22 protein-coding genes and 1 riboswitch are annotated in these 24,510 nt (G+C 70.3%); of the genes, 11 read left to right on the forward strand and 11 right to left on the reverse strand.

Features of this window, described 5'->3' with window-relative positions; translation table 11 throughout:
- Positions 1 to 3 precede the first annotated feature (3 nt).
- Genes A6A25_RS17630 through hutI form a run of 3 tightly spaced genes read left to right on the forward strand, consistent with a single transcriptional unit; the run spans position 4 to position 2,173 of the window.
- The gene (locus A6A25_RS17630; protein ID WP_073891420.1) at positions 4 to 837 is read left to right on the forward strand and encodes a helix-turn-helix domain-containing protein; all 834 of its coding nucleotides are present in this window, start codon (positions 4 to 6) and stop codon (positions 835 to 837) included.
- Positions 834 to 1,034: a DUF397 domain-containing protein gene (locus A6A25_RS17635; protein WP_073891546.1), complete on the forward strand. Its 201-nt coding sequence runs from the start codon at positions 834 to 836 to the stop codon at positions 1,032 to 1,034. The genes A6A25_RS17630 and A6A25_RS17635 overlap by 4 nt, the downstream gene beginning before the upstream one ends.
- Positions 1,031 to 2,173 (forward strand): imidazolonepropionase, encoded by a 1,143-nt coding sequence (gene hutI / locus A6A25_RS17640; RefSeq protein ID WP_073891422.1) that lies wholly within the window; start codon positions 1,031 to 1,033, stop codon positions 2,171 to 2,173. Before A6A25_RS17635 ends, hutI begins: the two co-directional genes overlap by 4 nt.
- Before the next feature lie 135 nt (positions 2,174 to 2,308).
- On the opposite strand, the gene A6A25_RS17645 is transcribed toward hutI, so the two are convergent.
- Positions 2,309 to 3,187 (reverse strand): dihydrodipicolinate synthase family protein, encoded by an 879-nt coding sequence (locus A6A25_RS17645; RefSeq protein WP_073891548.1) that lies wholly within the window; start codon positions 3,185 to 3,187, stop codon positions 2,309 to 2,311.
- 71 nt (positions 3,188 to 3,258) lie between these two features.
- On the opposite strand from A6A25_RS17645, the gene A6A25_RS17650 reads away from it, so the two are divergent.
- Positions 3,259 to 4,149 carry a LysR family transcriptional regulator gene (locus A6A25_RS17650; protein WP_073891424.1) on the forward strand — a complete coding sequence of 297 codons (891 nt, stop codon included), beginning with the start codon at positions 3,259 to 3,261 and terminating at the stop codon, positions 4,147 to 4,149.
- A 16-nt stretch (positions 4,150 to 4,165) separates the two neighbouring features.
- Here A6A25_RS17650 and A6A25_RS17655 read toward each other — a convergent pair whose 3' ends face one another.
- Entirely contained in the window at positions 4,166 to 4,609 is a 444-nt protein-coding gene (locus A6A25_RS17655; protein ID WP_073891426.1) for a hypothetical protein, read from the reverse strand.
- Complete coding sequence (locus A6A25_RS17660; RefSeq protein WP_143193230.1) at positions 4,606 to 5,955, reverse strand: O-antigen ligase family protein; 1,350 nt, start codon at positions 5,953 to 5,955, stop codon at positions 4,606 to 4,608. The genes A6A25_RS17655 and A6A25_RS17660 overlap by 4 nt, the downstream gene beginning before the upstream one ends.
- 139 nt (positions 5,956 to 6,094) lie before the next feature.
- On the opposite strand from A6A25_RS17660, the gene A6A25_RS17665 reads away from it, so the two are divergent.
- Positions 6,095 to 7,087 carry an aldo/keto reductase gene (locus A6A25_RS17665; protein ID WP_073891550.1) on the forward strand — a complete coding sequence of 331 codons (993 nt, stop codon included), beginning with the start codon at positions 6,095 to 6,097 and terminating at the stop codon, positions 7,085 to 7,087.
- A gap of 96 nt (positions 7,088 to 7,183) precedes the next feature.
- The gene (locus A6A25_RS17670; protein ID WP_073891430.1) at positions 7,184 to 7,648 is read left to right on the forward strand and encodes an excisionase family DNA-binding protein; all 465 of its coding nucleotides are present in this window, start codon (positions 7,184 to 7,186) and stop codon (positions 7,646 to 7,648) included.
- A gap of 74 nt (positions 7,649 to 7,722) precedes the next feature.
- Here the strand turns inward: A6A25_RS17670 and A6A25_RS17675 are convergent, their stop codons facing one another.
- Together A6A25_RS17675 and A6A25_RS17680 are read right to left on the reverse strand one after the other, a co-directional pair.
- Entirely contained in the window at positions 7,723 to 7,902 is a 180-nt protein-coding gene (locus A6A25_RS17675) for a DUF6104 family protein (protein ID WP_073891432.1), read from the reverse strand.
- A gap of 77 nt (positions 7,903 to 7,979) precedes the next feature.
- Entirely contained in the window at positions 7,980 to 11,693 is a 3,714-nt protein-coding gene (locus tag A6A25_RS17680; RefSeq protein WP_073891434.1) for a multifunctional oxoglutarate decarboxylase/oxoglutarate dehydrogenase thiamine pyrophosphate-binding subunit/dihydrolipoyllysine-residue succinyltransferase subunit, read from the reverse strand.
- A 365-nt stretch (positions 11,694 to 12,058) separates the two neighbouring features.
- On the opposite strand from A6A25_RS17680, the gene A6A25_RS17685 reads away from it, so the two are divergent.
- Together A6A25_RS17685 and A6A25_RS17690 are read left to right on the forward strand one after the other, a co-directional pair.
- Complete coding sequence (locus tag A6A25_RS17685; protein ID WP_198932751.1) at positions 12,059 to 12,421, forward strand: ArsR/SmtB family transcription factor; 363 nt, start codon at positions 12,059 to 12,061, stop codon at positions 12,419 to 12,421.
- The gene (locus A6A25_RS17690; protein ID WP_073891437.1) at positions 12,418 to 12,903 is read left to right on the forward strand and encodes an SRPBCC family protein; all 486 of its coding nucleotides are present in this window, start codon (positions 12,418 to 12,420) and stop codon (positions 12,901 to 12,903) included. Before A6A25_RS17685 ends, A6A25_RS17690 begins: the two co-directional genes overlap by 4 nt.
- A gap of 93 nt (positions 12,904 to 12,996) precedes the next feature.
- On the opposite strand, the gene A6A25_RS17695 is transcribed toward A6A25_RS17690, so the two are convergent.
- The 6 genes from A6A25_RS17695 to ald form a co-directional block, all read right to left on the reverse strand.
- Entirely contained in the window at positions 12,997 to 16,755 is a 3,759-nt protein-coding gene (locus A6A25_RS17695) for an ABC transporter ATP-binding protein (protein ID WP_073891439.1), read from the reverse strand.
- Positions 16,756 to 16,849: 94 nt separating this feature from the next.
- Positions 16,850 to 17,722, reverse strand: a complete 873-nt coding sequence (locus A6A25_RS17700) for an ABC transporter permease subunit (RefSeq protein ID WP_073891442.1) — start codon at positions 17,720 to 17,722, stop codon at positions 16,850 to 16,852.
- Positions 17,722 to 18,933 carry an ABC transporter ATP-binding protein gene (locus A6A25_RS17705; protein WP_073891444.1) on the reverse strand — a complete coding sequence of 404 codons (1,212 nt, stop codon included), beginning with the start codon at positions 18,931 to 18,933 and terminating at the stop codon, positions 17,722 to 17,724. The genes A6A25_RS17700 and A6A25_RS17705 overlap by 1 nt, the downstream gene beginning before the upstream one ends.
- 48 nt (positions 18,934 to 18,981) lie before the next feature.
- Positions 18,982 to 19,356 carry a hypothetical protein gene (locus A6A25_RS17710; protein ID WP_073891554.1) on the reverse strand — a complete coding sequence of 125 codons (375 nt, stop codon included), beginning with the start codon at positions 19,354 to 19,356 and terminating at the stop codon, positions 18,982 to 18,984.
- Between the two features lie 5 nt (positions 19,357 to 19,361).
- Entirely contained in the window at positions 19,362 to 19,544 is a 183-nt protein-coding gene (locus tag A6A25_RS17715; RefSeq protein WP_053719587.1) for a hypothetical protein, read from the reverse strand.
- A 342-nt stretch (positions 19,545 to 19,886) separates the two neighbouring features.
- Positions 19,887 to 20,993 (reverse strand): alanine dehydrogenase, encoded by a 1,107-nt coding sequence (ald, locus tag A6A25_RS17720; protein WP_073891448.1) that lies wholly within the window; start codon positions 20,991 to 20,993, stop codon positions 19,887 to 19,889.
- 195 nt (positions 20,994 to 21,188) lie between these two features.
- Positions 21,189 to 21,283, forward strand: a riboswitch (glycine riboswitch).
- A gap of 118 nt (positions 21,284 to 21,401) precedes the next feature.
- Between ald and gcvH the strand changes: the two genes are divergently transcribed.
- The 3 genes from gcvH (at position 21,402) to A6A25_RS17735 (ending at position 24,501) form a co-directional block, all read left to right on the forward strand.
- On the forward strand, positions 21,402 to 21,782 hold the full coding sequence (gene gcvH, locus A6A25_RS17725) for a glycine cleavage system protein GcvH (RefSeq protein WP_073891450.1): 381 nt from the start codon (positions 21,402 to 21,404) through the stop codon (positions 21,780 to 21,782).
- A 4-nt stretch (positions 21,783 to 21,786) separates the two neighbouring features.
- Positions 21,787 to 23,151, forward strand: coding sequence for an L-serine ammonia-lyase (locus A6A25_RS17730; RefSeq protein WP_073891452.1), 1,365 nt, complete (start codon positions 21,787 to 21,789; stop codon positions 23,149 to 23,151).
- Positions 23,152 to 23,349: 198 nt separating this feature from the next.
- Positions 23,350 to 24,501 (forward strand): hypothetical protein, encoded by a 1,152-nt coding sequence (locus tag A6A25_RS17735; protein ID WP_143193231.1) that lies wholly within the window; start codon positions 23,350 to 23,352, stop codon positions 24,499 to 24,501.
- Positions 24,502 to 24,510: the final 9 nt, after the last annotated feature.

A 24,510-nucleotide genomic window follows, 5' to 3' on the forward strand; every position in this document is an offset into this window, starting at 1 on the left:
CGCATGTCAGCACGCCCACCCTTTCGCCGCAGGAGACTGGCCCGCCGTATCCGCCGCATGCGAGAAGCGGCGGGCATGACGATCGAGGACGCCGCTGCCGCCCTCGACAAGCACCGCAACAGCCTCTACCGGTTGGAGGCGGGCGAGACGAGGCTCGACGTCCACCTCGCCCGCTCGATGATGGACGTCTACGACCACTACGACCCGGACCTCATCGACCAGGTGCGGGAGGCTTTGCGGCCGGGGTGGTGGACGACTTTCGGCTTGCGGGACATGGGATACGTCGATGTCGAAACCGAGGCATCGACGGTGTGGGAACTGGCGCTCGTCCTGGTCCCCGGTCTCCTGCAAACCGAGTCGTATGCGCGCGCCATCCTGGAGGCGAATTCACTCAAGCGGACCAAGCCCGAACTGGCCGCTCAGGTCAAGGTCCGCATGATCCGCCAACAGCGCCTGACCTCGGAGGAGAATCCGCTCCGGCTGGTCGCCCTCCTCGATGAGACCGCCTTGTGGCAGCGGATCGGTGGTGCGGAGGTCATGCGCGACCAGTTGGACCACCTGGTGATGGTCGCCGAGTTGGAGACGGTGACCCTCCGCGTACTGCCGAGGGACCTCGGAGGTCACGCCGGCCAAGAGGGTGCCTTCACCCTGCTCGACTTCTCCGATGCCGAAGACCCGTCTCTGCTCTACATCTCGCACGTGGCAGGCTCGCTCCACATCGAAGATCCGGACCAGGTCCGGCGGGCTAGAATGCGGTTCGACCACCTGCTCGGGCAGGCGCTCGGTCCGGAGGATTCGATCGCCGTGATCGAGCGGGTACTTGCCGAGTGGGAATGAGGGGCGATCCTGTGTCCACTGTAGACCGGGCGGGTCTGGTGTGGCGGAAGAGCAGCCGCAGCGGCGGCGGGAACAACGACAACTGTGTCGAGGTCGCCTTCTTTGCTCCTGAGGTGGTGGTTCGGGACTCAAAGAATCCCAGGGCGGGCGTGGTGGCGTTCTCGGCTTCTGCGTGGCAGAGGTTCTTGCGGCGGTGAGCACCCTCATCACCGGCATCGGGGAGTTGACGACCAACGACCCGGAGCTCGGCCGCCTCACCGACGCCGCCCTCGTCTTCACCGATCGGGTGGAGTGGGTCGGGTCCGCAGCGTCCGCACCGGCGGCCGACACGCGGGTCGACGTGGAGGGGCGGGCGGTCCTCCCCGGTTGGGTGGACAGCCACACGCACTTGGTGTTCGCCGGTGACCGGACCGCCGAGTTCGAAGCCCGCATGGCCGGCCAGGCGTACGCGGCCGGTGGGATCGCGGTGACGGTGGAGGCGACTCGGGCGGCGTCCGATCAGGCCCTGGTCGACAACGTGCGACGGTTGGTCCGCGAGGCCGTCTTGCAGGGGACGACCACGATCGAGACCAAGACCGGCTACGGGCTGAACGTCGCGGACGAAGTGCGGTCGGCGCGGATCGCAGCCCAAGAGGTCGATGAAGTCACCTTCCTGGGTGCACATCTCATCCCACCGGGTGCTGACGCTGACGACTACGTGTCACTGGTGATCGGCGAGATGCTCGACGCCGTCGCGCCGCACGTGCGGTGGGCGGACGTGTTCTGCGAGCGGGGTGCGTTCGACGCCGACCAGTCGCGCGCCGTGCTGGAAGCCGCTGCCGCGAAGGGCCTCGGCCTGCGGGTGCACGGGAACCAGCTCGGCGAAGGCCCCGGCGTCCGACTGGCGGTGGAGCTGGGTGCGGCCAGCGTCGACCACTGCACGTACCTGTCTGACGCCGACATCGACGCGTTGGCGAACTCGTCCACCGTCGCCACCCTGCTCCCGGCCTGCGACCTGTCGACCCGCCAAGCGCTGCCGCCCGCACGCGAGCTCCTCGACGCCGGCGCGACCGTCGCCCTCGCCAGCAACTGCAACCCGGGCAGCTCGTACACCACCTCGATGGCGTACTGCATCACCACGGCGGTCCTCCAGATGCACATGACCATCGAGGAAGCCGTCACCGCCGCCACCCTGAACGGCGCCAAGGCGCTGCGAACTGACAAAGTCGGTCATCTGTCACCCGGCGCCCGCCCCGACATCCACGTACTCGACGCACCCTCCACCACCCACCTCGCCTACCGACCAGGCGTCCCGCTCACGTACGCGGTGTGGCGGGCGGGGGTTCGCCAGCGCTGACGGCGGCGGACCTGAGGCGGACGTCGCGTCCCGGCCGGGCGTTCCGTTCATGTGTGCGGCGTGGCGAGCAGGTGTTCGGTGGCGGTGGGGGCGGTCCGGGTGAGCGGCCGGCGGTGAGGGGCGGAGGCGTTTCGTTCACGCACGCGGAGCGGCGAGCAGGAGTTCGGCGGCGGTGAGGGCTGCGGATGTGCTGTCCGGGTGGGCGGGCAGTAGGGGGAGGCGGACGTCCGGGGTCGGGATGCGGCCCTGTGCGTGCAGCACGGCCTTGATCACGGTCGGGTTGGGCTCGGCGAACAGCGCCGCTGACAACCGGCCGATTCGGCCGCCCAGAGCGCGCGCTACGGTCACGTCACCGGCATGCCAGGCGTCGATCAACCGGACGAACTCGGCGGTGGCGATGTGCGCTGAAGCCAGGATGCCGCCGTGCGCGCCGAGTGCCAGCAGCGGTGAGATGAACGCGTCGTCGCCGCCGAGGATCGCCAGGTCGGGCAGGTCGGCGAACAGGTCCACCGTGTCGGCGTTGATCCCACCCGCCGCGTACTTCAGGCCCACGATCCCGGGCACGTCCGCGAGTCGCCGCAACGCCGCCGCGGACAGGTACTGGCCCGTGCGGTACGGGATATCGTAGACAATCAGCGGGACCGGGCTCTCCGTCGCCAACCGGGTCAGGTAGGCCACCGCGCCGTCCTCGCCCGGGCGGACGAACGGCGGTACTACGGTCAAGGCTGCGGTTACTTCTGCGTGGTTGCGCAGGTTCTGCAGGTTTGCAGATGTATTTGCACCGACCACCAACGGGGCGTGCCGCGCACGGCAAACCCGGGCCGCCACGTCGAGCACCGCCTGTTGTTCGGCCGGGGTGAGGGACGAGGGCTCCGCGGTCGTGCCCAGCGCGACCAGGCCGCGTGCGCCGTCGTCCAGCGCCTGATTGGCGAGGGCGTCCAGGGCGTCGAAGGCCACAGCCCCCGACCGGTCGAACGGGGTGATCAGCGGTACGTACAGGCCGGTGAGGGTCATGCGCACCACGGTGCCCGGCCGAACCGTGAAGGACCAGCTCACGTTCCTCAACACAACCGTAAGCTGAACTGATGCTCGACGTCCGCCGCCTCCGGCTCCTGCGTGACCTGGCCCACCTGGGCACGATCGCCGCCGTCGCCCAAGCACACGCCTACACACCGTCGGCCGTGTCACAGCAACTCGCCGCCCTGCAACGCGAAGCGGGCGTCCCGCTGCTGGAGCACACCGGCCGCAGCGTCCGCCTCACCCCCGCCGCCACCGCGCTCGTCGGACACACCGAGACGATCCTCGCCGCACTGGAAGCCGCGTCCGCCACCCTCGCCGCCGCACGCACCGGCCTCTCCGGCACGGTGCGCATCGGCGCGTTCCCCAGCGCCGTCCCGACCCTGCTCCCGGCCGCCCTCGTCGCACTGGGCCGCGACCACCCGGCGCTGGACCTCCTGGTCACCGAGCTGGACCCGGTCGACATGCCGGACGCGCTGCGCGACGGCCGCCTCGACGTGGCGCTCTGGCACGACTACGACATCGCGCCGGTCGCACCCGACCCCGGCGTGGACTCCGTGCCGTTGCTGGACGAGAAGGTGTTCCTGGCCGTGCCCGCCGACGGTCCTCACACGACGATCGCGGGCACGCGTGACGCGGCGTGGATCGTCGGCACACCCGGCACGCTCTGCCACACCGTGGCGATGAGGGTCTGCCAGGCGGCCGGTTTCACCGCTCGGGTGCGCCACCACGCCGACGACTTCACCGCCGTGCTCGCGCTCGTCGCCGCGGGTCAGGGCGTCGCACTGGTGCCGGAACTCGGTGCGACGCACCCGCCGGAGGACGTCCGCCTGGTCCCGCTCGACGTCCGCCGCCGCACGTGCATCACCTACCGCCGTGGCGCGGCCGACCACCCCGTGATCGCCGCGTGCGTCACCGCGCTGGAGTCCGGGCGGAAGGGGTGGGGCGCACCCGGGTGAGCCCCACCCCGTCACGTCACGGGTTGACGACCTCGATCTCGCGGTCGTCGCGCACCTGTCCCGGGCCGCTGCTGATGACGGCGGTGGCGAAGGCCGTGCCCGTCCGGAACGCGTGCTGGTTCGCGTGCACCGTGAGGTCGAGCGTCTGGAGCCCGCCGGTGCAGGTGAACTGCGTGTACCCGCTGCCGGAGGCGATGCCCGGACCGACCCGCTGGGTGATCTGGACGTTGACGTAGTTGGACCAGCCGGCCGGGCAGGCGACCAGGACCTCGACGTCGAGGGCCGCACCGCGGGCGAGCCGCTCAGCCGGTGACTGCACGCGGACGCCCGACTGGGACGGGGACTGGGCGCTCACGTCGGCGCTGGACGGCAGCACGGACGCGAAGATCGCGCCCGCGACCACGGCCAGCACCGCGGCGGCCTTGGCCGGGCGCACGTTCCGGATCGATGGGATCTTCATGTGTTCTCCTCTGCGGTGGGGACTGACTCCGCGACCGTGGCGGCGGCGGGTTCGGGTGTCGACGCGAGGCCGACGAGCAGCCCGGCGGTCACCACGATCACGGGCAGGTGCCACAGGAAGTCGAACCCGCTGTGCACGAGCAGCACGACCAGTGCGGCGGCGGCACCTGCCCACACCGATCCGGCGCGGCCACGCCACACCGTCACCGCGACGGACACCAGCACCACCAGCGTCAGGCCGAGGCCTATCGCGCCGAGTTCGACCAGGACCTGCAAGTACTCGTTGTGCACGTACCGCATCACGCGTGACCCGAGGTCGGGCTGGGTGAACGTGAACCAGCCGTTGCCGGGTCCGACACCGGTCCACGGGTGCGCGGCGACGATGTCCAGCGCCGCACCCGTCGCGCCAGCGCGGTCCGGTGAACTGGTCGAGATCCGACCTTCGAGCAGCTTGCCGAGGTCGAGGACCAGGAGCGGGGCGAGCACGGTGACGGCGAACGCGACCAGCCGGAACACCGGCTTCACCCGGTTCAGCACGAGCGTGACCGCGAGGCCGACCACGAGCCCGGCGACCGCGAGCACCGGCTGCGCCGGCTCGGCGGTCGGGAACGACGGCGCCAGCGCGGCCGAGGCGATCAGCGCGCCGACCACGGGCGGACCGGCGTTCCGCAGGGTGCGGCGGACGCCGTTGAACACGGCCAACGCCACCAGGCCCACGGCCAGCGCCAGCAGACCGGCCCGGCTCAGCGTCGCGCCCAGCCCGACCAGCAGCGCGTACACCGCACCGGCGTGCGGCAGCGAATCCCGGTTCAGGGCCAGGGCCAGCACGGCGAGCGCGGCGAGCAGCGCGGCGGCGGCGTTCGGGTAGGTGAGGGTGGAGGCGGCCCGGGTCAGACCGTCGGCGACCACCGACCACGACGGGATCCGCCACACGACGGCCACCCAGCCGGTCAGCGCGACCAGGACACCGACGCCGACCAGCACCGACGCGCACAGTTCGCGTTGCCGGACGTCGGCGCGTGCGGCCACGAACGCCGTTGCGGCCAGGCAGCCGACGGCCGCGACCGTGGGCAGCGACTTGGCGACCGTGCCGTCCAGGACGGCGCGCAGGACCGCCCACGCGGCGAGCCCGGCGCACGCCACCGGCAGGAACCCGAAGCCCACCGGTCGCCGCAGGGCCGATACCAGCGCCGCGGCCACGAGCACGCCGGCCAGGAGGCGTCCGGGCAGGTAGTAGCCGCCCTGGGCGACGACGGCGGCGGCGATCGCGGCGAGCAGGAGCAGCACGGCGTGCGGAAGTGCGACCCCGTCCCGTGGCACGACGCGGTCCAGCGAAGTTCCCCCCATGCAGGCCTCCCCAAGCCTCCCCCCGCCGAGCAGGGGTGCGCGGAGCCTAACCGTGGAAGTCACCGTGACGGGCGGAATTCGTGATGTTGCCGATCAGGTACGGGTGGTCGTGACGATCCGGTTGGGGCAGGCTGGCCGCATGGAGTACACCCAGTTGGGCCGTTCCGGCCTGTCCGTGTCCCGCCTCTGCCTCGGCACGATGAACTTCGGCCCGGAGACGTCGGAAGCCGACAGCCACGCGATCATGGACCGCGCCCACGAGCACGGCGTCAACTTCTTCGACACCGCCGACGTCTACGGGTGGCAGCGGGGCGAGGGCATCACCGAGAACATCATCGGCCGGTGGTTCGCCCAGGGCGGTGGGCGGCGGGAGAAGACCGTGCTCGCCACCAAGCTGTACGGCGACATGGGCGACTGGCCGAATGAGAAGCGGCTGTCCGCCCTGCACATCCGGCGGGCGGCGGACGCGTCGCTGCGGCGGTTGCAGACCGACTACATCGACCTCTACCAGATGCACCACGTGGACCGGGCCACGCCGTGGGACGAGATCTGGGAAGCCTTCACCGTGCTGCGGCAGCAGGGGAAGGTGATCTACTTCGGGTCGTCCAACTTCGCCGGGTGGCACCTCGCGCAGGCGCAGGAGGCGGCCCGCCAACGCCACTTCCTCGGGCTGGTCAGCGAGCAGTCGATCTACAACCTGGTGAACCGGTTCGTGGAGCTGGAGGTGCTGCCCGCGGCGCGGCACTACGGCATCGGCGTGATCCCGTGGTCACCGCTGGGCGGTGGGTTGCTGGGCGGTGTGCTGCGCAAGCAACGCGAGGGCGGCGGGTCGCGCGGCACGAACGAGCGCAGCCTGGCGGCGCTGGAACGGCACCGTGAGGCGATCGAGGCCTACGAGAAGCTGTCGGCCGACCTGGGCGAGGACCCGGCCAACCTCGGCCTGGCCTGGCTGCTGCACCAGGAGGGCGTCACGGCCCCGATCATCGGCCCCCGCACCGCCGAGCAGCTGGACGGTTCACTGCGGGCCACCGAGATCAAGCTGGACACCGACACCCTGGCCAAACTGGACGACCTCTTCCCAGCCCCCGGCCCGAACGGCGCCAAACCCGCACCCGAGGCGTACGCCTGGTAGCGGGTTCGGCGGAAGTCGCTGTTGCGCTTGCTTCGCTTGCTTCGCTTGCTTCGCTTGCTTCGAATGTTGCGGATACTTCGGATAGAGGTGATGCGCATGGCGACGAAAGCCGCAGGGGCGAAGGTGGCGCCCGGCGTGGTCGACGCCGATGTCGCGGCGCGTGCACTGCGCCGGGTGAAGGACTACTTGGCGTCCGCCGGGGCGCGGGCCGACGAGCTGGAGATCCTCGTCGAAGGAGGACCCGGCGAGGCGCTGGTCCTGCCCAGGCAGGCGGTCGAGCTGTTCGCGCACATCCTGGCCGCGATGGCGAACGGCCAAGGCGTCCAGATCATGCCGGTCAACGCCGAGCTGACCACTCAGCAGGCCGCAGAGCTGTTGAACGTCTCACGCCCGTACCTGATCGGTCTCCTCGACCGCGGCGAGATCGAACACCGGCTCGTGGGCAGGCACCGGCGCGTTCGTTTCGACGCGCTGATGGACTACATGCGCCGCGACGACCTCGCCCGCAAGCAGGTGGTGGACGAGCTGACGCGGCTGGACCAGGAGTTGGGAACGGACTGAATGGCCTTCGTCGTGAGCCGTGGACGCCGGACCGGGTCGAGAACCAGGCCCGGTCCGAGCCCCGCGCGTCAGCGTCAGTCCTCGAAGTCCTCGTCGTCACGTGCCAGGTAGGTGGCCAGGCGTTCGACGGCGGTCTCGAAGTCCGGGTTGAGGTCCACGAACGCCCGGAGCTTGTCGGCCAGCCAGGCGAACGTCACCTCCTCCTCACCCCGCCGGCTCTCCAGCTCCTCGATGCCACGATCGGTGAAGTACACGGGTCTTTCCTCCAACGAAACGGCCGAGCCGCCGAAACCCCGGGAGGTCTCGACGGCTCGGCGCGAACCAACGGGTGTTACTCGAACGCCTTCGCGATCAGCTCGCGCTGCTCGACCTCGTGCACCTTGGACGAACCCGCCGACGGCGCGGCCATCGGGCGGCGCGACACGCGCTTGACCGAGAACCGCTCGGGCAGCAGCTCGGGCAGCGCCAGCCCGAAGAACGGCCACGCACCCTGGTTCGCGGGCTCCTCCTGGACCCAGCGGACCTCGGTGGCGTTCGGGTAGCGGTCCAGGGCGGCGGTCAGCTTGCGCGCCGGCACGGGGTATAGCTGCTCGATGCGGACGAGCGCGACGTCCTTGACGCCCCGCTTCTCCTGCTCGGCCAGCAGCTCGTAGTAGATCTTGCCGCTGCACAGCAGGACCTTGCGCACCGCGCTCGGGTCGACGCCGCTCGGGTCGTCGATCACCGACTGGAACTTGTCCTCCACGAACGCCTCGACCGGGCTGACCGCGGCCTTCAGGCGGAGCATGGACTTCGGCGTGAACACCACCAGCGGCCGGTTCACGCCGTCCAGCGCGTGCCGCCGCAGCAGGTGGAAGTAGTTCGCCGGCGTGGACGGCACCGCGATCGTCATCGAGCCCTCCGCGCACAGCTGGAGGAACCGCTCGATCCGGCCGGACGTGTGGTCCGGGCCCTGGCCCTCGTGGCCGTGCGGCAGCAGCAGCACGACGTCGGACACCTGGCCCCACTTCGCCTCACCGGACGAGATGAACTCGTCGATGATCGGCTGCGCGCCGTTGACGAAGTCGCCGAACTGCGCCTCCCACAGCACCAGCGCGTCGGGGTTGGCCACCGAGTAGCCGTACTCGAAGCCCAGCGCCGCGAACTCCGACAGCACCGAGTCGTACACCATGAACTTGCCCTGGTTCTCGGCCAGGTTCTGCAGCGGGGTGTACTCCTCGGACTTCTTGCGGTCCACCAGCGTGGCGTGCCGCTGCACGAACGTGCCGCGCCGCGAGTCCTGGCCGGCCAGGCGGACCGTGCGGCCCTCCAGCACCAGCGACCCGAACGCCAGCAGCTCGGCGAACGCCCAGTCGATGCCGCCCTCGCGGGCCATCTTGGCGCGCCGCTCCAGCACCGGCTTGACCCGCGGGTGCGGGGTGAAGCCCTCGGGCAGGTTCACGTGCGCGTCGGCGATCTGCTCGATCACCGACCGGTCGATGCCGGTGGGCAGCTTGGCCGGGACCTGCTGCTCCTGCTCGATCGACGGCGAGGTCTTGATCGGGTGCTTCTCCAGCTCCCTGACCTCGTTGAACACGTGCTCCAGCTGCGAGGAGAAGTCCTGCAGCGCCTTCTCGGCCTCTTCGACGGAGATGTCGCCGCGACCGATCAGGGACTCGGTGTAGGTCTTGCGCACCGAGCGCTTGGTGTCGATGACGTCGTACATCGCCGGCTGCGTCATCGAGGGGTCGTCGCCCTCGTTGTGGCCGCGGCGGCGGTAGCAGACCATGTCGATCACGACGTCCTTGTTGAACGCCTGCCGGTAGTCTACCGCGAGCTTGGCGACCCAGTAGCACGCCTCCGGGTCGTCGCCGTTGACGTGGAACACCGGCGCGCCGATCATCTTCGCCACGTCGGTCGAGTACTTCGACGAGCGCGAGTGCTCGGGCGCGGTGGTGAAGCCGACCTGGTTGTTCACGACCACGTGGACCGTGCCGCCGGTGCGGTAGCCGCGCACGAGCGCCAGGTTCAGCGTCTCGGCGACCACGCCCTGGCCCGCGAACGCCGCGTCACCGTGCAGCGCGACCGGCAGCACGGTGAAGCCCTCGCCGCCCTTGTCCAGCATGTCCTGCTTGGCCCGGACGATGCCCTCCAGCACCGGGTCCACGGCCTCCAGGTGCGACGGGTTCGCGGTCAGCGACACCTTGGTCTCGCCGTCGCCGAACATCCGGAAGTACTTGCCCTCGGCACCCAGGTGGTACTTCACGTCACCGGAGCCGTGCGCCTGACCGGGGTCGAGGTTGCCCTCGAACTCGCGGAAGATCTGCGAGATCGGCTTGCCGACGATGTTCGCCAGCACGTTCAGCCGGCCGCGGTGCGGCATGCCGATGACGACCTCGTCGATCTCGTGCTCGGCGGCCTTGTCCAGCACGGCGTCCAGCAGCGGGATGACCGTCTCGCCGCCTTCGAGCGAGAACCGCTTCTGGCCGACGTACTTGGTCTGCAGGAACGTCTCGAACGCCTCGGCGGCGTTGAGCTTGGACAGGATGTACTTCTGCACGGTGGCCGGCGGCTTCTCGTGCGGCACCTCGACGCGCTCCTGGATCCAGAGGCGCTCCTCCGGGTCGAGGATGTGCATGTACTCGACGCCGACGGTGCGGCAGTACGAGTTGCGCAGCACGCCCAGGATGTCGCGCAGCTTCATCCGCTCCTGGCCCGCGAACCCGCCGACCGGGAACTCCCGGTCCAGGTCCCACAGGGTCAGGCCGTGCGACAGGACGTCGAGGTCCTGGTGGCTGCGCTGCCGGTAGTTCAGCGGGTCCGTGTCGGCCATCAGGTGGCCGCGGGTGCGGAACGCGTCGATCAGCTCGATCACCCGGGCGGTCTTGTCGACCGCGCCCTCGGGGATGTCGGCGACCCAGCGGATCGGCTCGTACGGCAGCCGCAGCGACGTGAAGACGTCGTCGTAGAAGCCGTCCTCGCCCAGCAGCAGCTGGTGGATCCGCTTGAGGAACTCGCCCGACTCCGCGCCCTGGATGACGCGGTGGTCGTAGGTCGAGGTCAGCGTGATGATCTTGCTGACGCCCATGTCGGTCAGGGCCTGCTCGCTGGTGCCCTGGAAGTGCGCCGGGTACTCCATGGCGCCGACGCCGACGATCGTGCCCTGGCCCGCCTGCAGGCGCGGCACCGAGTGGTTGGTGCCGATCGTGCCCGGGTTGGTCAGCGAGATGGTGGTGCCGGAGAAGTCCTCGGTGGTCAGCGAGCCCGTCCGGGCCTTGCGGATCAGGTCCTCGTAGGCCTGCCAGAACTGCGTGAACGTCATGTTCTCGCAGCCCTTGATCGAGGCGACGACCAGCGAGCGGGAGCCGTCCTTGCCGGGCAGGTCGATCGCCAGGCCGAAGTTCACGTGCTCCGGCGTGACCACGAACGGCTTGCCGTCGACCTCGGCGAAGTGCCGGTTCATGTTCGGGAACGACTTGAGCGCGCGGACCACCGCGTACCCGATGAGGTGGGTGAAGGAGACCTTCCCACCGCGGGTGCGCTTGAGGTGGTTGTTGATCACGATGCGGTTGTCGGCCAGCAGCTTGGCGGGCACGGCGCGCACGCTCGTCGCGGTCGGAACGGTGAGCGAGAGCTCCATGTTCTTCGCGATGGCGGCGGCGGCGCCGCGCAGCTGCTTCTGCTCCTCGCCCTGGGCGGGCTTCACCGGCGCCGCCTTGGCGGCCTGGGCGGGCGCGGGCTTGGCTGCGGGCTTCTGTGCCGGTGCCGGCTGGCTCTTGGGCTGCTGCGTCGGCGCCGGCGTCGTCGGCGCGGCCTGCGTGGCCTGCGCGGACGAGGGTGTGGCGGTCGGCGCGGACTGGGCCGGAGCGGTCTTGGTGGCGGTCGTGGTGCCGTTCTCCGCGGCCGTCGCTGCCCCGTTGCCCGACCGCTGCGTCGACTTGTAGTCGGCGAAGAAGTCGTGCCAGGCCGGGTCTACCGACGACGGGTCGGCGAGGAACTGCTCGTACATCTCTTCGACCAGCCACTCATTGGGGCCGAACTGAGAAGCAGGACTGCTGCTGGACACGGCTGGCGCTCGCCTCTATCCATCTCGCTCTTGGTAATGACTCACTCATGGTCAGGCTAGTCCCCCGTCTGGTGCAGTTCACACACAGGAGGGGCAGCGCACCGAGTGTTCTCTCACAGAATCGGTCAGGGGATCGGGTCGTGTTATGGGTGCTTGAGCATCACTTGAGGTTAAGCCCGTCACACGTCCGGTGGTGCTTCGACTCGGAGTAGTTGTGCGCACGGTGGTGGTCGGCGGGCTGTGAGGTGTTCAGCAGGCTGAACTGTGCCGCGTGGTGGGTACCTGACCTGCGTGTTCAACTTTCTGGTTGACATCGCGGGTCGGGCTTCGTAAGGTTGTGTTCAACCGAGAGGTTGAGTAAGGAGATGGCGGTGGACGACCAGTTGTCGCGGGTCTTCTCGGCCCTGGCCGACCCGATCCGGCGCGACATGGTGGCGCGGCTCGCGGTGGGCGACGCGACGGTGAACGAGTTGGCCGAGCCGTACTCCGTGACCGTGCAGGCCGTGTCGAAGCACCTCAAGGTGTTGGAGGACGCCGGGCTCGTCAGCCGCAGCAAGCAGGCGCAGCGGCGGCCCGTCCACCTCGAGGCGGAGGTGTTCGACCTGATGACGAAGTGGATCGAGCGCTACCGGCAGGAGGCGGAGCAGCGCTACCAGCGGCTGGACGCCGTGCTCGCCGAGATGACCGAGCAGCCCGAACAGACCCGAGTCGAAGGAGAAGCATCATGACCACGACCACGCACCCCGAGACCAAGATCAGCGCCGACCCGGCGGTGCCGACCATCCACATCACCCGCGAGTTCAACGCCCCGGTGGACGCCGTGTACCGCGCGCACGTCGACCCGGACCTGGTGGTGAAGTGGCAGGGCCCGCGCTACCTGACCATGCGCGTGGAGCGGTGGGACGCCTCGACCGGCGGCGCCTACCGGTACGTGCACACCCACGGCGACGAGGCGTACCGGTTCTACGGCTCGTTCCACGAGGTCAGGCCGAACGAGCGGATCGTCCAGACCTTCACCTACGAGGGCTTCCCGGACAGCGTGTCGCTGGAGACCATGACGTTCGAGGACCTCGGCGACGGGCGGACGCGCCTGCACGCCACCAGCGCGTTCCAGACGACCGAAGCCCGCGACATGATGCTGGCCAGCGGCATGGAGACCGGTGTCGTCGAGGGCTACGAGCAGCTCGACGAACTGCTCGCCGAGTCCTGAGCACCACCTCCCACGCCCCGCAGACCTCCACCGGCTGCGGGGCTGCCCCCTGTCCGTGACCCACCGCTCTCGCGCGGCGGTGATCCGGGCCGGTCAGTGGGTGGGCGTCAGCTCCGTCGGGTCCGCTTCGACGTCCGTGCCGTGTGACCAGAGCCGGGCGTAGTGGCCGTTCAACGCCAGCAGCTCGGCGTGCGTGCCCTGTTCCACGATCCGCCCCTCGGACAGCACCACGATCCGGTCCGCCCGCGCCGCCGTGGCCAGCCGGTGGGCCACCACGAACGTGGTCCGCGCGCCGGCCAGGTGGTCGCTCGCCGCCAGCACCGCCGCCTCCGTCGCCGGGTCCAGCGCCGCGGTGGCCTCGTCCAGCAGCAGGATCGTCGGCTGGACCAGCTCGGCACGGGCCAGCGCGACGAGTTGCCGCTGGCCGGCGGACAGTCCCTGGCCGCGCTCGCCGACCTGCTGGTGGAACGCGTTGGGCAGCGACGCCACCACGGGCAGGGCACCGACCGCGCGGACCGCCGCCTCGATCTCGGCACGGGTGGCGTCCGGCTTGCCGTAGGCGACGTTCTCCGCGATGTCACCGCCGAAGAGGTGCGCTTCCTGCGGCACGATCCCCAGCCGTTGGCGCAGCGCCGACAGGTCGTAGTCGCGCAGGTCGACGCCGTCGACCAGGACCGCGCCGCCGGTGGCGTCGTAGAACCGCGCCACGAGCTTGACCAGCGTGGACTTGCCCGCGCCGGTCGCACCGACCAGGGCGACGGTCTCGCCGGGCGAGACGTGCAGGGAGACGCCCTCGACGGCCGGCCGCGTGGTGCCCTGGTAGGTGAAGGTCACGTCGCGCAGCTCCACCTCGCCGCGCAGCTCGGTCACCGGTACCGGGTCCTCGGCCGGCGGCACGGTGGTGGGCGTGCGCAGCAGGTCGCCGATGCGCCGCAGACCGACCCTGGCCTGCTGGTAGCCGTCGAACACGCCGGACAGCTGGTACAGCGGCGAGAAGAACAACCCCAGGTACAGGACGAACGCCAGCAGCACGCCGGGTGACAGCGAGCCGTCCGCCACCCGGTACGCGCCGACCACCAGGATCCCGGCCTGGGCCACGCCCGAGAGCAGGGACAGGAACGGGAAATAGGTGGCGATGTACCGCTGCGCCCGGATCCGGGACCGGCGGTAGGCGTCACTGCGCTCGGCGAACGCCTCGGCCGACCGCGCCTCCCGCGTGTACGCCTGCGACACGCGCAGGCCGGAGACGTTCTCCTGGAGGTCGGCGTTGACCGCGCTGACGCGTTCCCGCGCCTCCGCGTACGCCGCCGACGACAGGCGCTGGAAGATCACCGTCGCGATCAGCAGGATCGGCAGGACGCTCAACGCCACCAGGGCCAGCCCGGGGTCGGTGACGACCAGCGCCACCGCGATGCCGACCACCGTCAGCACGCTGATCACGAACGTGGTCAGGCCCGTCTGCAGGAAGCTGGACAGGGCGTCCACGTCGGTGGTCATCCGGGTCATGATCCGGCCGGCCATCTCGCGCTCGAAGTAGTCCAACCCCAGTCGTTGCAGGTGGGCGTAGCTGCGCACGCGCAGCAGGTAGAGCAGGCGCTCGCCGACCCGGGACGTCACCACCGTGCCCACCGCCGCGGACACCCAGCCCAGCAGCACCAGGGTGAAGCTGATCGCCACCGCGGCCCAGAGCCAGCCGGCCTGACCGCCCACCACGCCGCGGTCGATGCCCAGCCGCACCAGGTTCGGCGAGGTCACGGCCAGTGCCGTGTCGACCAGCAGCAGGCAGGCCACGCCCACCATCGCCCAGCGGACCGGGCGGAGCAGGGTGCGCAGGCGGAAGCCTGGGTCGGGCGCCCGCGGGTCCTCGCCGTGCAGGACCGGCACGTCCCGCGCGGGCGGCAGGGCGTGCACGCGGGCCATCAGCTCCGGGCTCGGCGGTGTGCCGCCCACCAGCGCGGACGTGCTCCCGCCGCCGCGGGACGGCTTGGTCGCGCCCACCGCCCGGTTCGCCGCGCGCACGGCCAGGTCGTCGGCGTCCTCGGGCTCGGGCCACAGGTCGGGGGTCGTGCCGTCCGGGCCCGGTTCCAGCCGCGCGTCGGCACGGGGGTCGACCTGTTCGATCGCCTCGCCGGGGCCCGCGAGCAGCTCGCGGTAGAGGCGGCAGCGCCCTTGCAGCTCGGCGTGGGTGCCGATGTCGACCACCCGGCCCGCGTCCAGCACGGCGATGCGGTCGGCCAGCGCCAGCGACGACCGCCGGTGCGCGATCAGCAGGGTGGTGCGCTCGGCGGTCACGGCGGCCAGCGTGCGGTGGATCGCGGCCTCGGTCGCGTTGTCCACGGCCGACGTCGCGTCGTCCAGGACCAGGACGCGCGGGTCGGAGAGCAGGGCGCGGGCGAGGGCCACGCGCTGGCGCTGACCGCCGGACAGCGTCAGGCCGCGCTCGCCCACGACGGTGTCGTAGCCGTTGGGCAGCGCCTCGATGAACTCGTGCGCCTCGGCCGCCCGTGCCGCGGCCCGGACCTGCTCGTCGGAGGCGTCCGGCAGGCCGTAGGCGATGTTCGCGCGGACCGTGTCGGAGAAGAGGAAAGCCTCCTCGAACACGGTGCCGACGGTCTGCCGCAGGGACGACAGGCGCAGGTCGCGGACGTCCACGCCGCCGACCGCCACCGCGCCCTCGTGCACGTCGTAGAACCGGGGCAGCAGGAGCGACACGGTCGACTTGCCCGAGCCCGCCGTGCCGACGATCGCCAGCGTCTCGCCCGGCTCGACGCGCAGCGACACCCCGGACAGCACCGGCTCGCTGCGGGTGTACCCGAACGTCACGTCCCGCAGCTCCACCGCGACCGGACCGGCGGGCACGTCCCGCTCGCCGTCCACGACCGTCGGCTGCGAGTCGATCAGCTCGTACACCCGCTCCACGCCCGCGCGCGCCAGCTGGGCGGTCACCATCAGGTTCGCCAGCAGGCGGGTCGGGCCGACCAGGGTGGCCACGTAGGTCGCGAACGCCAGGAACGTGCCCAGCGTCACCTCGCCGCGCAGCGCGAGCCAGCCGCCCAGCGCCAGCACCGCCACCTGGCCCAGGTACGGCAGCGAGTTCAACGTCGCCGACGGGCGGGCGGTCAGCCGGGCCGCGCGCATCCGTTCGGCGAACAACAGCGCGGCCCGCGACTCCAGCCGGGACACCTCGCGCGCCTCCTGGCCGAAGCCCTTGACCACGCGCACGCCGGTCACGGTCTCCTCGACCTGCTGAGCCACGTCCGCCGCGCGCTGCTGCGCCGACCACGTGGCCGGGAACAGCGTCAGCCTGCTGCGGGCCGCGACCACGCCGACGGCGGGCACGATCACCAGCGCGATCACGGTCAGCAGCGGCGAGAGCCAGAACATCGCCACGATCGCCGCCACCGCGAACACGACCGTGCCGAACGCCAGCGGCGTCATCGACAGCAGGCTGTTGACCAGCTGCAGGTCGGTGATCGAGCGGGACACGACCTGGCCGGTGCGCAGCGCGTCCTGCTTCGGGCCGTCCAGCCGCTGCACCGCGCCGAACACGGCTTGGCGCAGGTCGTGCTGCACGTCGACGGCCAGCCGCCCGCCGAGGAACCGGCGCACGAACGCGGTGCCGAAGGTCAGCAGCTCCAGGCCGGCCAGGACGATCGCCAGCCAAGCCAGGCGGTCCGTGCGGCCGACCATCGCGTCGTCCACCGCGACCTTGATCAGCAACGGGCCGACGGCCTGCAACCCGACGCCCACGACGGCGGCGAGCACCGACAGCACCACGAGCGCGCGGTGCCGCCAGCACGCCCTGGCGAGCCTGCGGATCCAGCCGTCGGAAACAGTCACGAGGTCCAACATAGGTCCGACCACCGACAGCGCAGGCCGGGTCGGTGTGACGAAGGCCGCCCCGAACCTTCGGGGCGGCCTCCGTCAGGCGTTCAAGATCACGCGATCAGGTGATGTCCTTGCGCTGCGTGGTGGCCCAGCCGCCGAGGAAGAACAACGCCGTCCAGACCAGGAAGATCAACCCGCTCAGCCACCAGTCGAACGCGCCCAGCGCGCCCGCGATGGCCCGCAGCACCTCGACCATCTCGTCCGGCACGACGCCCGCGTTCGCCAGGAACAGCGACGACGCCACCGAGCCGGTCAGCCCGTTCACCGCGCCGTTGGGCAGGAAGCCGATGATCTCCGGCAGGCCCTGCGACGACAGCACCAGGTGCAGGCCGTTCTCCACGATCAGCATGTAGAGCAGCAGCACCACGGTGGTGCCGACGACGCTGGTCATCAGCGCGCCGACACCGACGCCGAACATGGTCATCAGGATCGACGACAGGATGCCGACGCCGGCCATCGCGAGCCACCCGCCCGCGTCCGGCAGCGAGCCGGAGTTCGAGGTCAGCGCGATGCCGATGCTCACCGACGCCACGATCGCGACGCCGAAGATCGCGCCCCACAGGACGTAGACGACCATCTTCGCGCCCAGCGCGGAGACCCGGTTCGGGGCGGTCAGGAACGTGGTGGTGATCGTCTTGCGGTTGATCTCGTTCGCGATCGCCAGGCCGCCGAAGATCATCGGGAAGATCGTGGCCACGTTGATGCTGCGGGCGATGCCGAACACCGACATCTGCCACTGCGACGGGTCCACGTTGAGCAGCGTGGCCAGCTCCTCGGCGTCGCTGCTGCCCATGAAGTCGGAGACGGTCTTGAAGATCGCGCCGGTGCCCAGCGCCCAGCCGAACGCGAGCAGCACGGTCGGGATCATCAGGCCCCACCACAGGCCCGTGGTGGTGGTCTTGCGGAACTCGGCCTTGATCAGGTTGCCCATCACGCACCGCCCCCGAGGCCGCCCTGGCCGTGTTGCTGACCGTATGGATTGTCCTGCTGCTGCGGCGGACCGTAGGGGTTGTCCTGCGGCGGCTGCGGTGCTCCCGGGTAACCCTGCGGCTGCTGGTAGCCCTGCGCTGGTTGTTGGTACTGCTCGTAGCCCGATGGCGGCTGCTGGTAGCCGGACGGGGGAGTCTGGTACTGCTGCGGCGACTGCTGGTAGCCCGGCGGCGCCTGGAACTGCTGGTAGCCGGGCTGCGGCTGCTGGTACCCGACCGGTGCCGCGTACTGGCTCTGTCCCGGCGCCGCGTACTGGCCGTTGGTGAGCTGGAAGAACAGCCGCTCCAGGTCGACCTTCTCCTCCTGCAGGCCGTAGATCGACACGCCCGCCTTCAGCGCGGTGTCGGCGACCTCCTTGGCCGCCACGCCGCTGACCGCGATGCGGCCGTCCGGCACCTGCTCGATCCCGGTGATCCCGTCCTCGCGCAGCGCCGCGACCAGCGCGCCGACGTCCGACGGCTGCACCAGCACGCGGGCCTGCTGCTGGTCGCGCAGCTGGTCGAGCGACCCGTAGTACATGGTCTGGCCGCGGCTGATGATGACCACCTGGTCGACCGTCTGCTCCACCTCGGCGAGCAGGTGGCTGGAGATCAGCACGGTCCGCCCGCTGCGCGCGTAGGACTGCAGGAACGTCCGCAGCCACGCGATGCCCTCCGGGTCCAGCCCGTTGGCCGGCTCGTCGAGCACCAGGATCTGCGGGTCGCCCAGCAGCGCGGTGGCCAGGGCCAGCCGCTGCTTCATGCCCAGCGAGAACCCGCCCGCCTTGCGGTCGCCCGCCGCCCCGAGCCCGACGAGCTGGAGCACCTGGTCGGCCCGCGAGTCCGGCACGCCGATCGCCGCGGCGTAGACCCGCAGGTGGTTGCGTGCCGTGCGCTTGGGGTGGAAGCCCTGCGCCTCCAGCACCGCGCCGACCACCCGCGCGGGGTTGCCGAGCTGGCTGAACGGCCTGCCGTTGATCAGTCCGATGCCCGCCGTGGGGGTCACCAGGCCGAGCAGCATGCGCAGCGTCGTCGTCTTGCCGGCCCCGTTGGGGCCGAGGAAGCCGGTCACCGAACCGGGTTCCACTGTGAAGCTGAGGTTCTGCACCGCTGCGACCGGACCGAACTGCTTGGTCAAGTTCTGCACCACGATGCGGCCTGTGCCGTCGTGCACGCGTCCCTCCCGAGTACTCCTACCGGGCGTCATCCTGCCTTAGGAGGGTCACTCGGGGAGGGCGTGCCGTGGTTTCGACGCGACCCTCGGTATCTCGGTGGTCGTCTCGACGTCCTTCGAATGGCGCAGCGTCCGCAGCGGACGGCGGCGTTGCCGGTGCGGCAGGCCGTCGCCGATGAGGTGCTGGTGCGCCATCGTCCACACCTGGCACGGCCACTTCTTGTGCCGCAGGATGCCGGGGCACGCGCCGCAGCGGCCGTCCGGATCGGGCTGGTGCACGGTCAGCAGCAGCCGCCACCCGTCGGCCAGGCGGTGGATCTCGGACCGGGCGAGCGGCACGAGGGCCTCCGCCTCGCCGGTCTCCGCGGCTTCGTCCAGCAACGCCAGGCGGCGCAGCACGGCGGCGCGCAGTGCCTCGTCCACGCCGCTCACATCCTGTCGGCGACTTGGTCGAGCAGGCGGTGCAACCTGCGCGTCTGCGTGACGGACATCACAGCGGACTCGCCCGGCGGCGCGACCAGCAGAACTCGGTCGTTCTCGACGAGAACGGTCATCGACCGGTCCCGCCCGAAGGGGTCGTGGCAGTCGATCCAGCCCTCAGGTTCAGCCATCTGCACTCCGATCGGAGGTGGCGCGGCAGAACGCCGCGCGAGCGGACGACCCCGCTGCGTAGCTGCGGAGTTCCCGTCCTGTGCATCGGTCGCGAGGCCGTCGTGACTTACCCGTTATCACCCAGGTTCATTCGATTGCTTGAACGTGTACACAGCGTGTTGCCACCGCAGGGGTGACACTTCGGCCGGATCGGTGGGGCCGCTGGGCACGGAGCCCTGTTCCCGGCTAAGATTGGTCACGCGGCCCGCTCCCAGTGACCCCCAGGCTGGTTGAGCGGGCCGTCTTACGTAGGCAAGGGCCCCGCTCACGTGCTGTGAGCGGGGCCCTTCGCGGTTCGCGCCTCAGAGGTCGATCGGCGTGTGGGTCATCCCGTGCGCCTGCGCGACCGGCAGGTTGGTCAGCAGGCCCTCGTGCGCGTTCAGGCCGGGCGCCAGGGACGCGTCCGCGCGCAGCGCCGCTTCCCAGCCCTGGTCGGCCAAGGCGACGGCGTAGGGCAGCGTCACGTTGGTCAGCGCGTAGGTCGACGTGCGCGGCACGGCGCCGGGCATGTTCGCCACGCAGTAGAAGACCGTGTCGTGCACCTGGTAGGTCGGCTCGGCGTGCGTGGTCGGCCGCGAGTCGGCGAAGCAGCCGCCCTGGTCGATCGCGATGTCCACCAGCACCGCGCCGGGCTTCATGTCGGCCACCAGCTCGTTGCTCACCAGCTTCGGCGCCTTCGCGCCGGGCACCAGCACCGCGCCGATGACCAGGTCGGCCTCGCGCACGGCCTGCTCCACGGCGTACCGGTTGGACGTCACGGTGCGCAGGCGGCCCTGGTAGAGCGCGTCGATGTGGCGCAGCCGGTCCACGTTGGTGTCCAGGACCTGCACGTCCGCGCCCATGCCGACGGCGATCGCGGCCGCGTTCAGGCCCGCCACGCCGCCGCCGATCACGACGACCCGCGCCGGGTGCACGCCGGGCACGCCGCCGGGCAGCACGCCGCGACCGCCGGACGGCTTCATCAGCGAGAACGCGCCCACCTGCGGCGCCAGCCTGCCCGCCACCTCGGACATCGGCGCCAGCAGCGGCAGCGCGCCGTTCGCGGTCTGCACGGTCTCGTAGGCGATGGCGGTGGTGCCGGAGTCCAGCAGCGCCCGCGTCAGCGGCCGGTCGGCGGCCAGGTGCAGGTAGGTGAACAGGACCTGGCCCTTGCGCAGCCGCGGGTACTCCTCGGCGATCGGCTCCTTGACCTTGAGCACCAGGTCGCCCTCGGCCCACACGTCGTCCGCGGTGGCGAGCACCTTCGCGCCGGCGGCCAGGTACTCCTCGTCGGTGATGGCCGAACCGAGGCCCGCGCCGGTCTCGACGACCACGTCGTGACCGCGCTGCGTCAGCTCGTGCGCGCCCGCCGGGGTCAGCGCGACGCGGTACTCGTGGTTCTTGATCTCGCGGGGAACTGCGATCCGCACGGTGGGCTCCTTCGGCCGTTGTTACACCAAAGGTCCGTTAACGGGTTTTCGGTGTCATCGTGCCGGTAGCACCAACGCGATGGTGTGGCGTTGTGCTTGTCGAACAAGCCTTCGGCCGCGTTGACACCCGTCGGCACGGGCACCTAGCGTTCGGGCCAACCAACTGAACATCGGCCGCGGCGCGTCATGAGCGCCGGAACCCGCGCGGGAGAGACCTCGGTGAACAGGCCGGGGCGCCGAAGGAGCAAGTACCCCGCACACTCTCAGGCAGCGAGAACCGCTCGGGTGAGGCGACTCTGGAAAGCGTGCTCACGCGCGCACCCACGGTGCAAGCCGTCGTTGACGGCGAAGCTCTCAGGTCCCAGGACAGAGTGGGGCTGGAGGACCTTGCCGTGAGGGAGCGCTGTCGTGACTTTTCCGGACAACCTGCTGTACACGCCCGAGCACGAGTGGGTGGACTGGGCGCCGGGTACCCAGGAGCCCGTGGCGATCGGCATCACGTCGTACGCGGCGGAGTCGCTGGGTGACATCGTGTTCGTGGAGCTGCCCGAGGTCGGCGCCGCGGTGACGTCCGGTGAGGTGTGCGGCGAGCTGGAGTCGACCAAGTCGGTCAGCGATCTGTACGCGCCGGTCAGCGGCGAGGTCGTGGAGGTCAACACCGAGGTCGTGGACGACCCGTCGTTGATCAACAACGACCCGTACGGCGGTGGTTGGCTGTTCAAGGTGGCGGTGACCGACGCGACGGGGTTGCTGACCGCGGCGAAGTACGCGGAACTGACCGGGGACTGACGCCATGGCGATCAGCGTGTTCGACCTGTTCTCGGTGGGGATCGGGCCGTCGAGCTCGCACACCGTGGGCCCGATGCGCGCGGCGATGATGTTCTCCGACCGGCTGCGGCCCGCGCTGGACTCGGTCGACCGGGTGCACGTCGAGCTGTTCGGGTCCCTCGGCGCGACCGGGCACGGGCACGGCAGCCCGAAAGCGGTCCTGCTCGGGCTGGAGGGCCACCGGCCGGAGGAGGTCGACCCGGAGGACGCCGAACGGCGGCTGGCGGAGATCCGTGCCACCGGGCGGCTGCGGCTGGCCGGCGTGCGGGACATCGTGTTCACCGAGGCCACCGACCTGGTGATGCACCGGCGGAAGTCGTTGCCGTTGCACCCCAACGGCATGAGCTTCACCGCCCACTCGGGTGACGACGTGGTCGACTCGGCGGTGTACTACTCGGTCGGCGGCGGGTTCGTGGTGGACGAGACGGCCACCGGCACGGACCGCATCAAGGCCGACGAGACGTCGGTCGCGCACCCGTTCCGCACGGGTGACGAGCTGCTGGCGCGGTGCCGGGAGACCGGGCTGTCGATCAGCGAGGTCATGCTGGCCAACGAGCTGTCGTGGCGGGACGAGGCGGCGGTGCGGTCGGGGCTGCTGCACATCTGGGACGTGATGCAGGCGTGCGTCGAGCGCGGCTGCACGATCGACGGCGTGCTGCCCGGTGGGCTGAAGGTACGTCGTCGCGCGGCCGAGATGCGCCGCCGGATGGAGGCCGAGCACTACGCCACCGACCCGCTGAGGGTGATGGACTGGGTGACGCTGTTCGCGCTCGCGGTGAACGAGGAGAACGCCGCGGGCGGTCGCGTGGTGACCGCGCCGACCAACGGTGCGGCCGGCATCGTGCCCGCCGTGCTGCACTACTACACCCGCTTCGTGCCGGGCGCGTCCGACGACGGCGTGGTGCGGTTCCTGCTGACGGCGGGCGCGGTCGGCGTGCTGTTCAAGGAGAACGCGTCGATCTCGGGCGCCGAGGTCGGGTGCCAGGGCGAGGTCGGCTCGGCCTGCTCGATGGCGGCCGGGGGGCTGGCCGAGGTGCTGGGCGGCACGCCGGAGCAGGTCGAGAACGCGGCCGAGATCGCCATGGAGCACAACCTGGGGCTGACGTGCGACCCGATCGGCGGGCTGGTGCAGATCCCGTGCATCGAGCGCAACGCCCTGGCGTCGATCAAGGCCATCACCGCGGCGCGGATGGCGTTGCGCGGCGACGGCTCGCACTTCGTGTCCCTGGACAAGGTCATCAAGACCATGCGTGAGACGGGCAAGGACATGAAGGTCAAGTACAAGGAGACGGCACGCGGCGGCCTCGCCGTCAACGTCATCGAGTGCTGACCCCGGCGGCGGCTTCATCTCGGTGGTGAACTCTGGTAGCCCTTCGGCGTGGTGAACGATGCCGGCCGAAGGGCTGCCAGAGGGTTCGATGGATGGCGACTTGCCTCTTCCTCTCAGTTGCCTCGGTGAGGCAAGTCGCCGTACGAGGCAAGTTTGTCTAGGCTTCGCCCTACGTGTCGCAGGGTGAGGAGCGCGGCGGTGAGCGAACTCGAACCACGATCGGAAGGCCTGCTGGAGCAGGCGCTCGGTTCGTTGCGCGAAGTCCTGGGTGCCGGCTGGACGGTCGCGAGGCTCCCCCTGCCCGACGACGCCCGTGACGGCGATGCCATGGTCGATGCGCGGATCCGTGTGAACCCACCCTACGAGCGTGGCACCCCGGCTGAATTGCTCGTGATCGTGCAGTCCGAACTCACACCTCTCGAGGTCGAGACGCGAATCCGGCAGATCGACAACATCTTGCGCCTGGTCCATGCCAAGTCGATTCTCTTGTTGGTGGCGGCGCCTTGGCTGAGTCCTCGCACTCGGCAGAAGTTGCGTGAGCAGGACATCGCCTATCTGGACCTGACGGGGAACGCCTCCATCTCGATCGCCTACCCCTCGATTCGAATCCAGACGCAAGGTGCGTCGAAGGATCCGAATCCTCCGGCGGGGAACGCGGGTTCGAGGAACATCACGCTGGCCGGACCCCGGGCTGGTCGCGTCGTGCGCTTCCTGGCCGATTTCACTCCTCCCTACCAGCCGAAGGAAATCGCGGTCGCCACCGACGTGAGCCTGCCTTGGGTATCCCGCTTGCTCGGCAGGCTGGAAGATCAGCTCCTGATACGCCGCAAGGGACGCACGATCATCGGAGTCGACTGGCCCGAGTTGCTGCGCGCACGTGCGCAGACCTACGACCTCCTTCGTGCCAACTCATACGTCGGTGCTGTTTCGCTCAACGGTCCCCGCGCGGTCCTGGCCGGGTTGCGGGAAGTGGGAGCTTCCTACCGTGGGTCCTCCCGCGTTGCTGTCACCGGCTCGTACGCCGTAGATCAGGTCGCACCGACAACCGTGGGCGGCCAATTGATGCTCTACGTCGACAATGGGTCGGATGTATCGGACGACTGGCTTGAGGAACTCGGATTGCTCCGGGTCGATGAAGGCGCGGACGTCCTGCTGCTGAGCGCCCACGACCAGGTCGTGTTCGAGCGCACCAGAACCGACGACGGTCTGACCTACGTTGCTTTGACGCAACTGGTGCTCGATGGACTGGCCGGGCCGGGCCGGTTGCCCGCCGGAGCCGAACGGGTATTGGCGCACATGATGGACCGCGAACCCGAATGGCGGCGCACGTGGTCGCCCAATCGTGGCTGACTGATCGTG

Source organism: Saccharothrix sp. CB00851, from assembly GCF_001905065.1.
Lineage (GTDB): Bacteria > Actinomycetota > Actinomycetes > Mycobacteriales > Pseudonocardiaceae > Actinosynnema.

Excerpts from the sequence above, each read along its gene's own strand:
- A6A25_RS17630 (WP_073891420.1), top strand. The coding sequence starts at position 4 with ATGTCAGCACGCCCACCCTTTCGCCGCAGGAGACTGGCCCGCCGTATC.
- A6A25_RS17635 (WP_073891546.1), top strand. The coding sequence starts at position 834 with ATGAGGGGCGATCCTGTGTCCACTGTAGACCGGGCGGGTCTGGTGTGG.
- A6A25_RS17645 (WP_073891548.1), bottom strand. The coding sequence starts at position 3,187 with ATGACCCTCACCGGCCTGTACGTACCGCTGATCACCCCGTTCGACCGG.
- A6A25_RS17650 (WP_073891424.1), top strand. The coding sequence starts at position 3,259 with ATGCTCGACGTCCGCCGCCTCCGGCTCCTGCGTGACCTGGCCCACCTG.
- A6A25_RS17655 (WP_073891426.1), bottom strand. The coding sequence starts at position 4,609 with ATGAAGATCCCATCGATCCGGAACGTGCGCCCGGCCAAGGCCGCCGCG.
- A6A25_RS17660 (WP_143193230.1), bottom strand. The coding sequence starts at position 5,955 with ATGGGGGGAACTTCGCTGGACCGCGTCGTGCCACGGGACGGGGTCGCA.
- A6A25_RS17665 (WP_073891550.1), top strand. The coding sequence starts at position 6,095 with ATGGAGTACACCCAGTTGGGCCGTTCCGGCCTGTCCGTGTCCCGCCTC.
- A6A25_RS17670 (WP_073891430.1), top strand. The coding sequence starts at position 7,184 with ATGGCGACGAAAGCCGCAGGGGCGAAGGTGGCGCCCGGCGTGGTCGAC.
- A6A25_RS17685 (WP_198932751.1), top strand. The coding sequence starts at position 12,059 with ATGGCGGTGGACGACCAGTTGTCGCGGGTCTTCTCGGCCCTGGCCGAC.
- A6A25_RS17690 (WP_073891437.1), top strand. The coding sequence starts at position 12,418 with ATGACCACGACCACGCACCCCGAGACCAAGATCAGCGCCGACCCGGCG.
- A6A25_RS17695 (WP_073891439.1), bottom strand. The coding sequence starts at position 16,755 with ATGTTGGACCTCGTGACTGTTTCCGACGGCTGGATCCGCAGGCTCGCC.
- A6A25_RS17700 (WP_073891442.1), bottom strand. The coding sequence starts at position 17,722 with ATGGGCAACCTGATCAAGGCCGAGTTCCGCAAGACCACCACCACGGGC.
- A6A25_RS17715 (WP_053719587.1), bottom strand. The coding sequence starts at position 19,544 with ATGGCTGAACCTGAGGGCTGGATCGACTGCCACGACCCCTTCGGGCGG.
- A6A25_RS17730 (WP_073891452.1), top strand. The coding sequence starts at position 21,787 with ATGGCGATCAGCGTGTTCGACCTGTTCTCGGTGGGGATCGGGCCGTCG.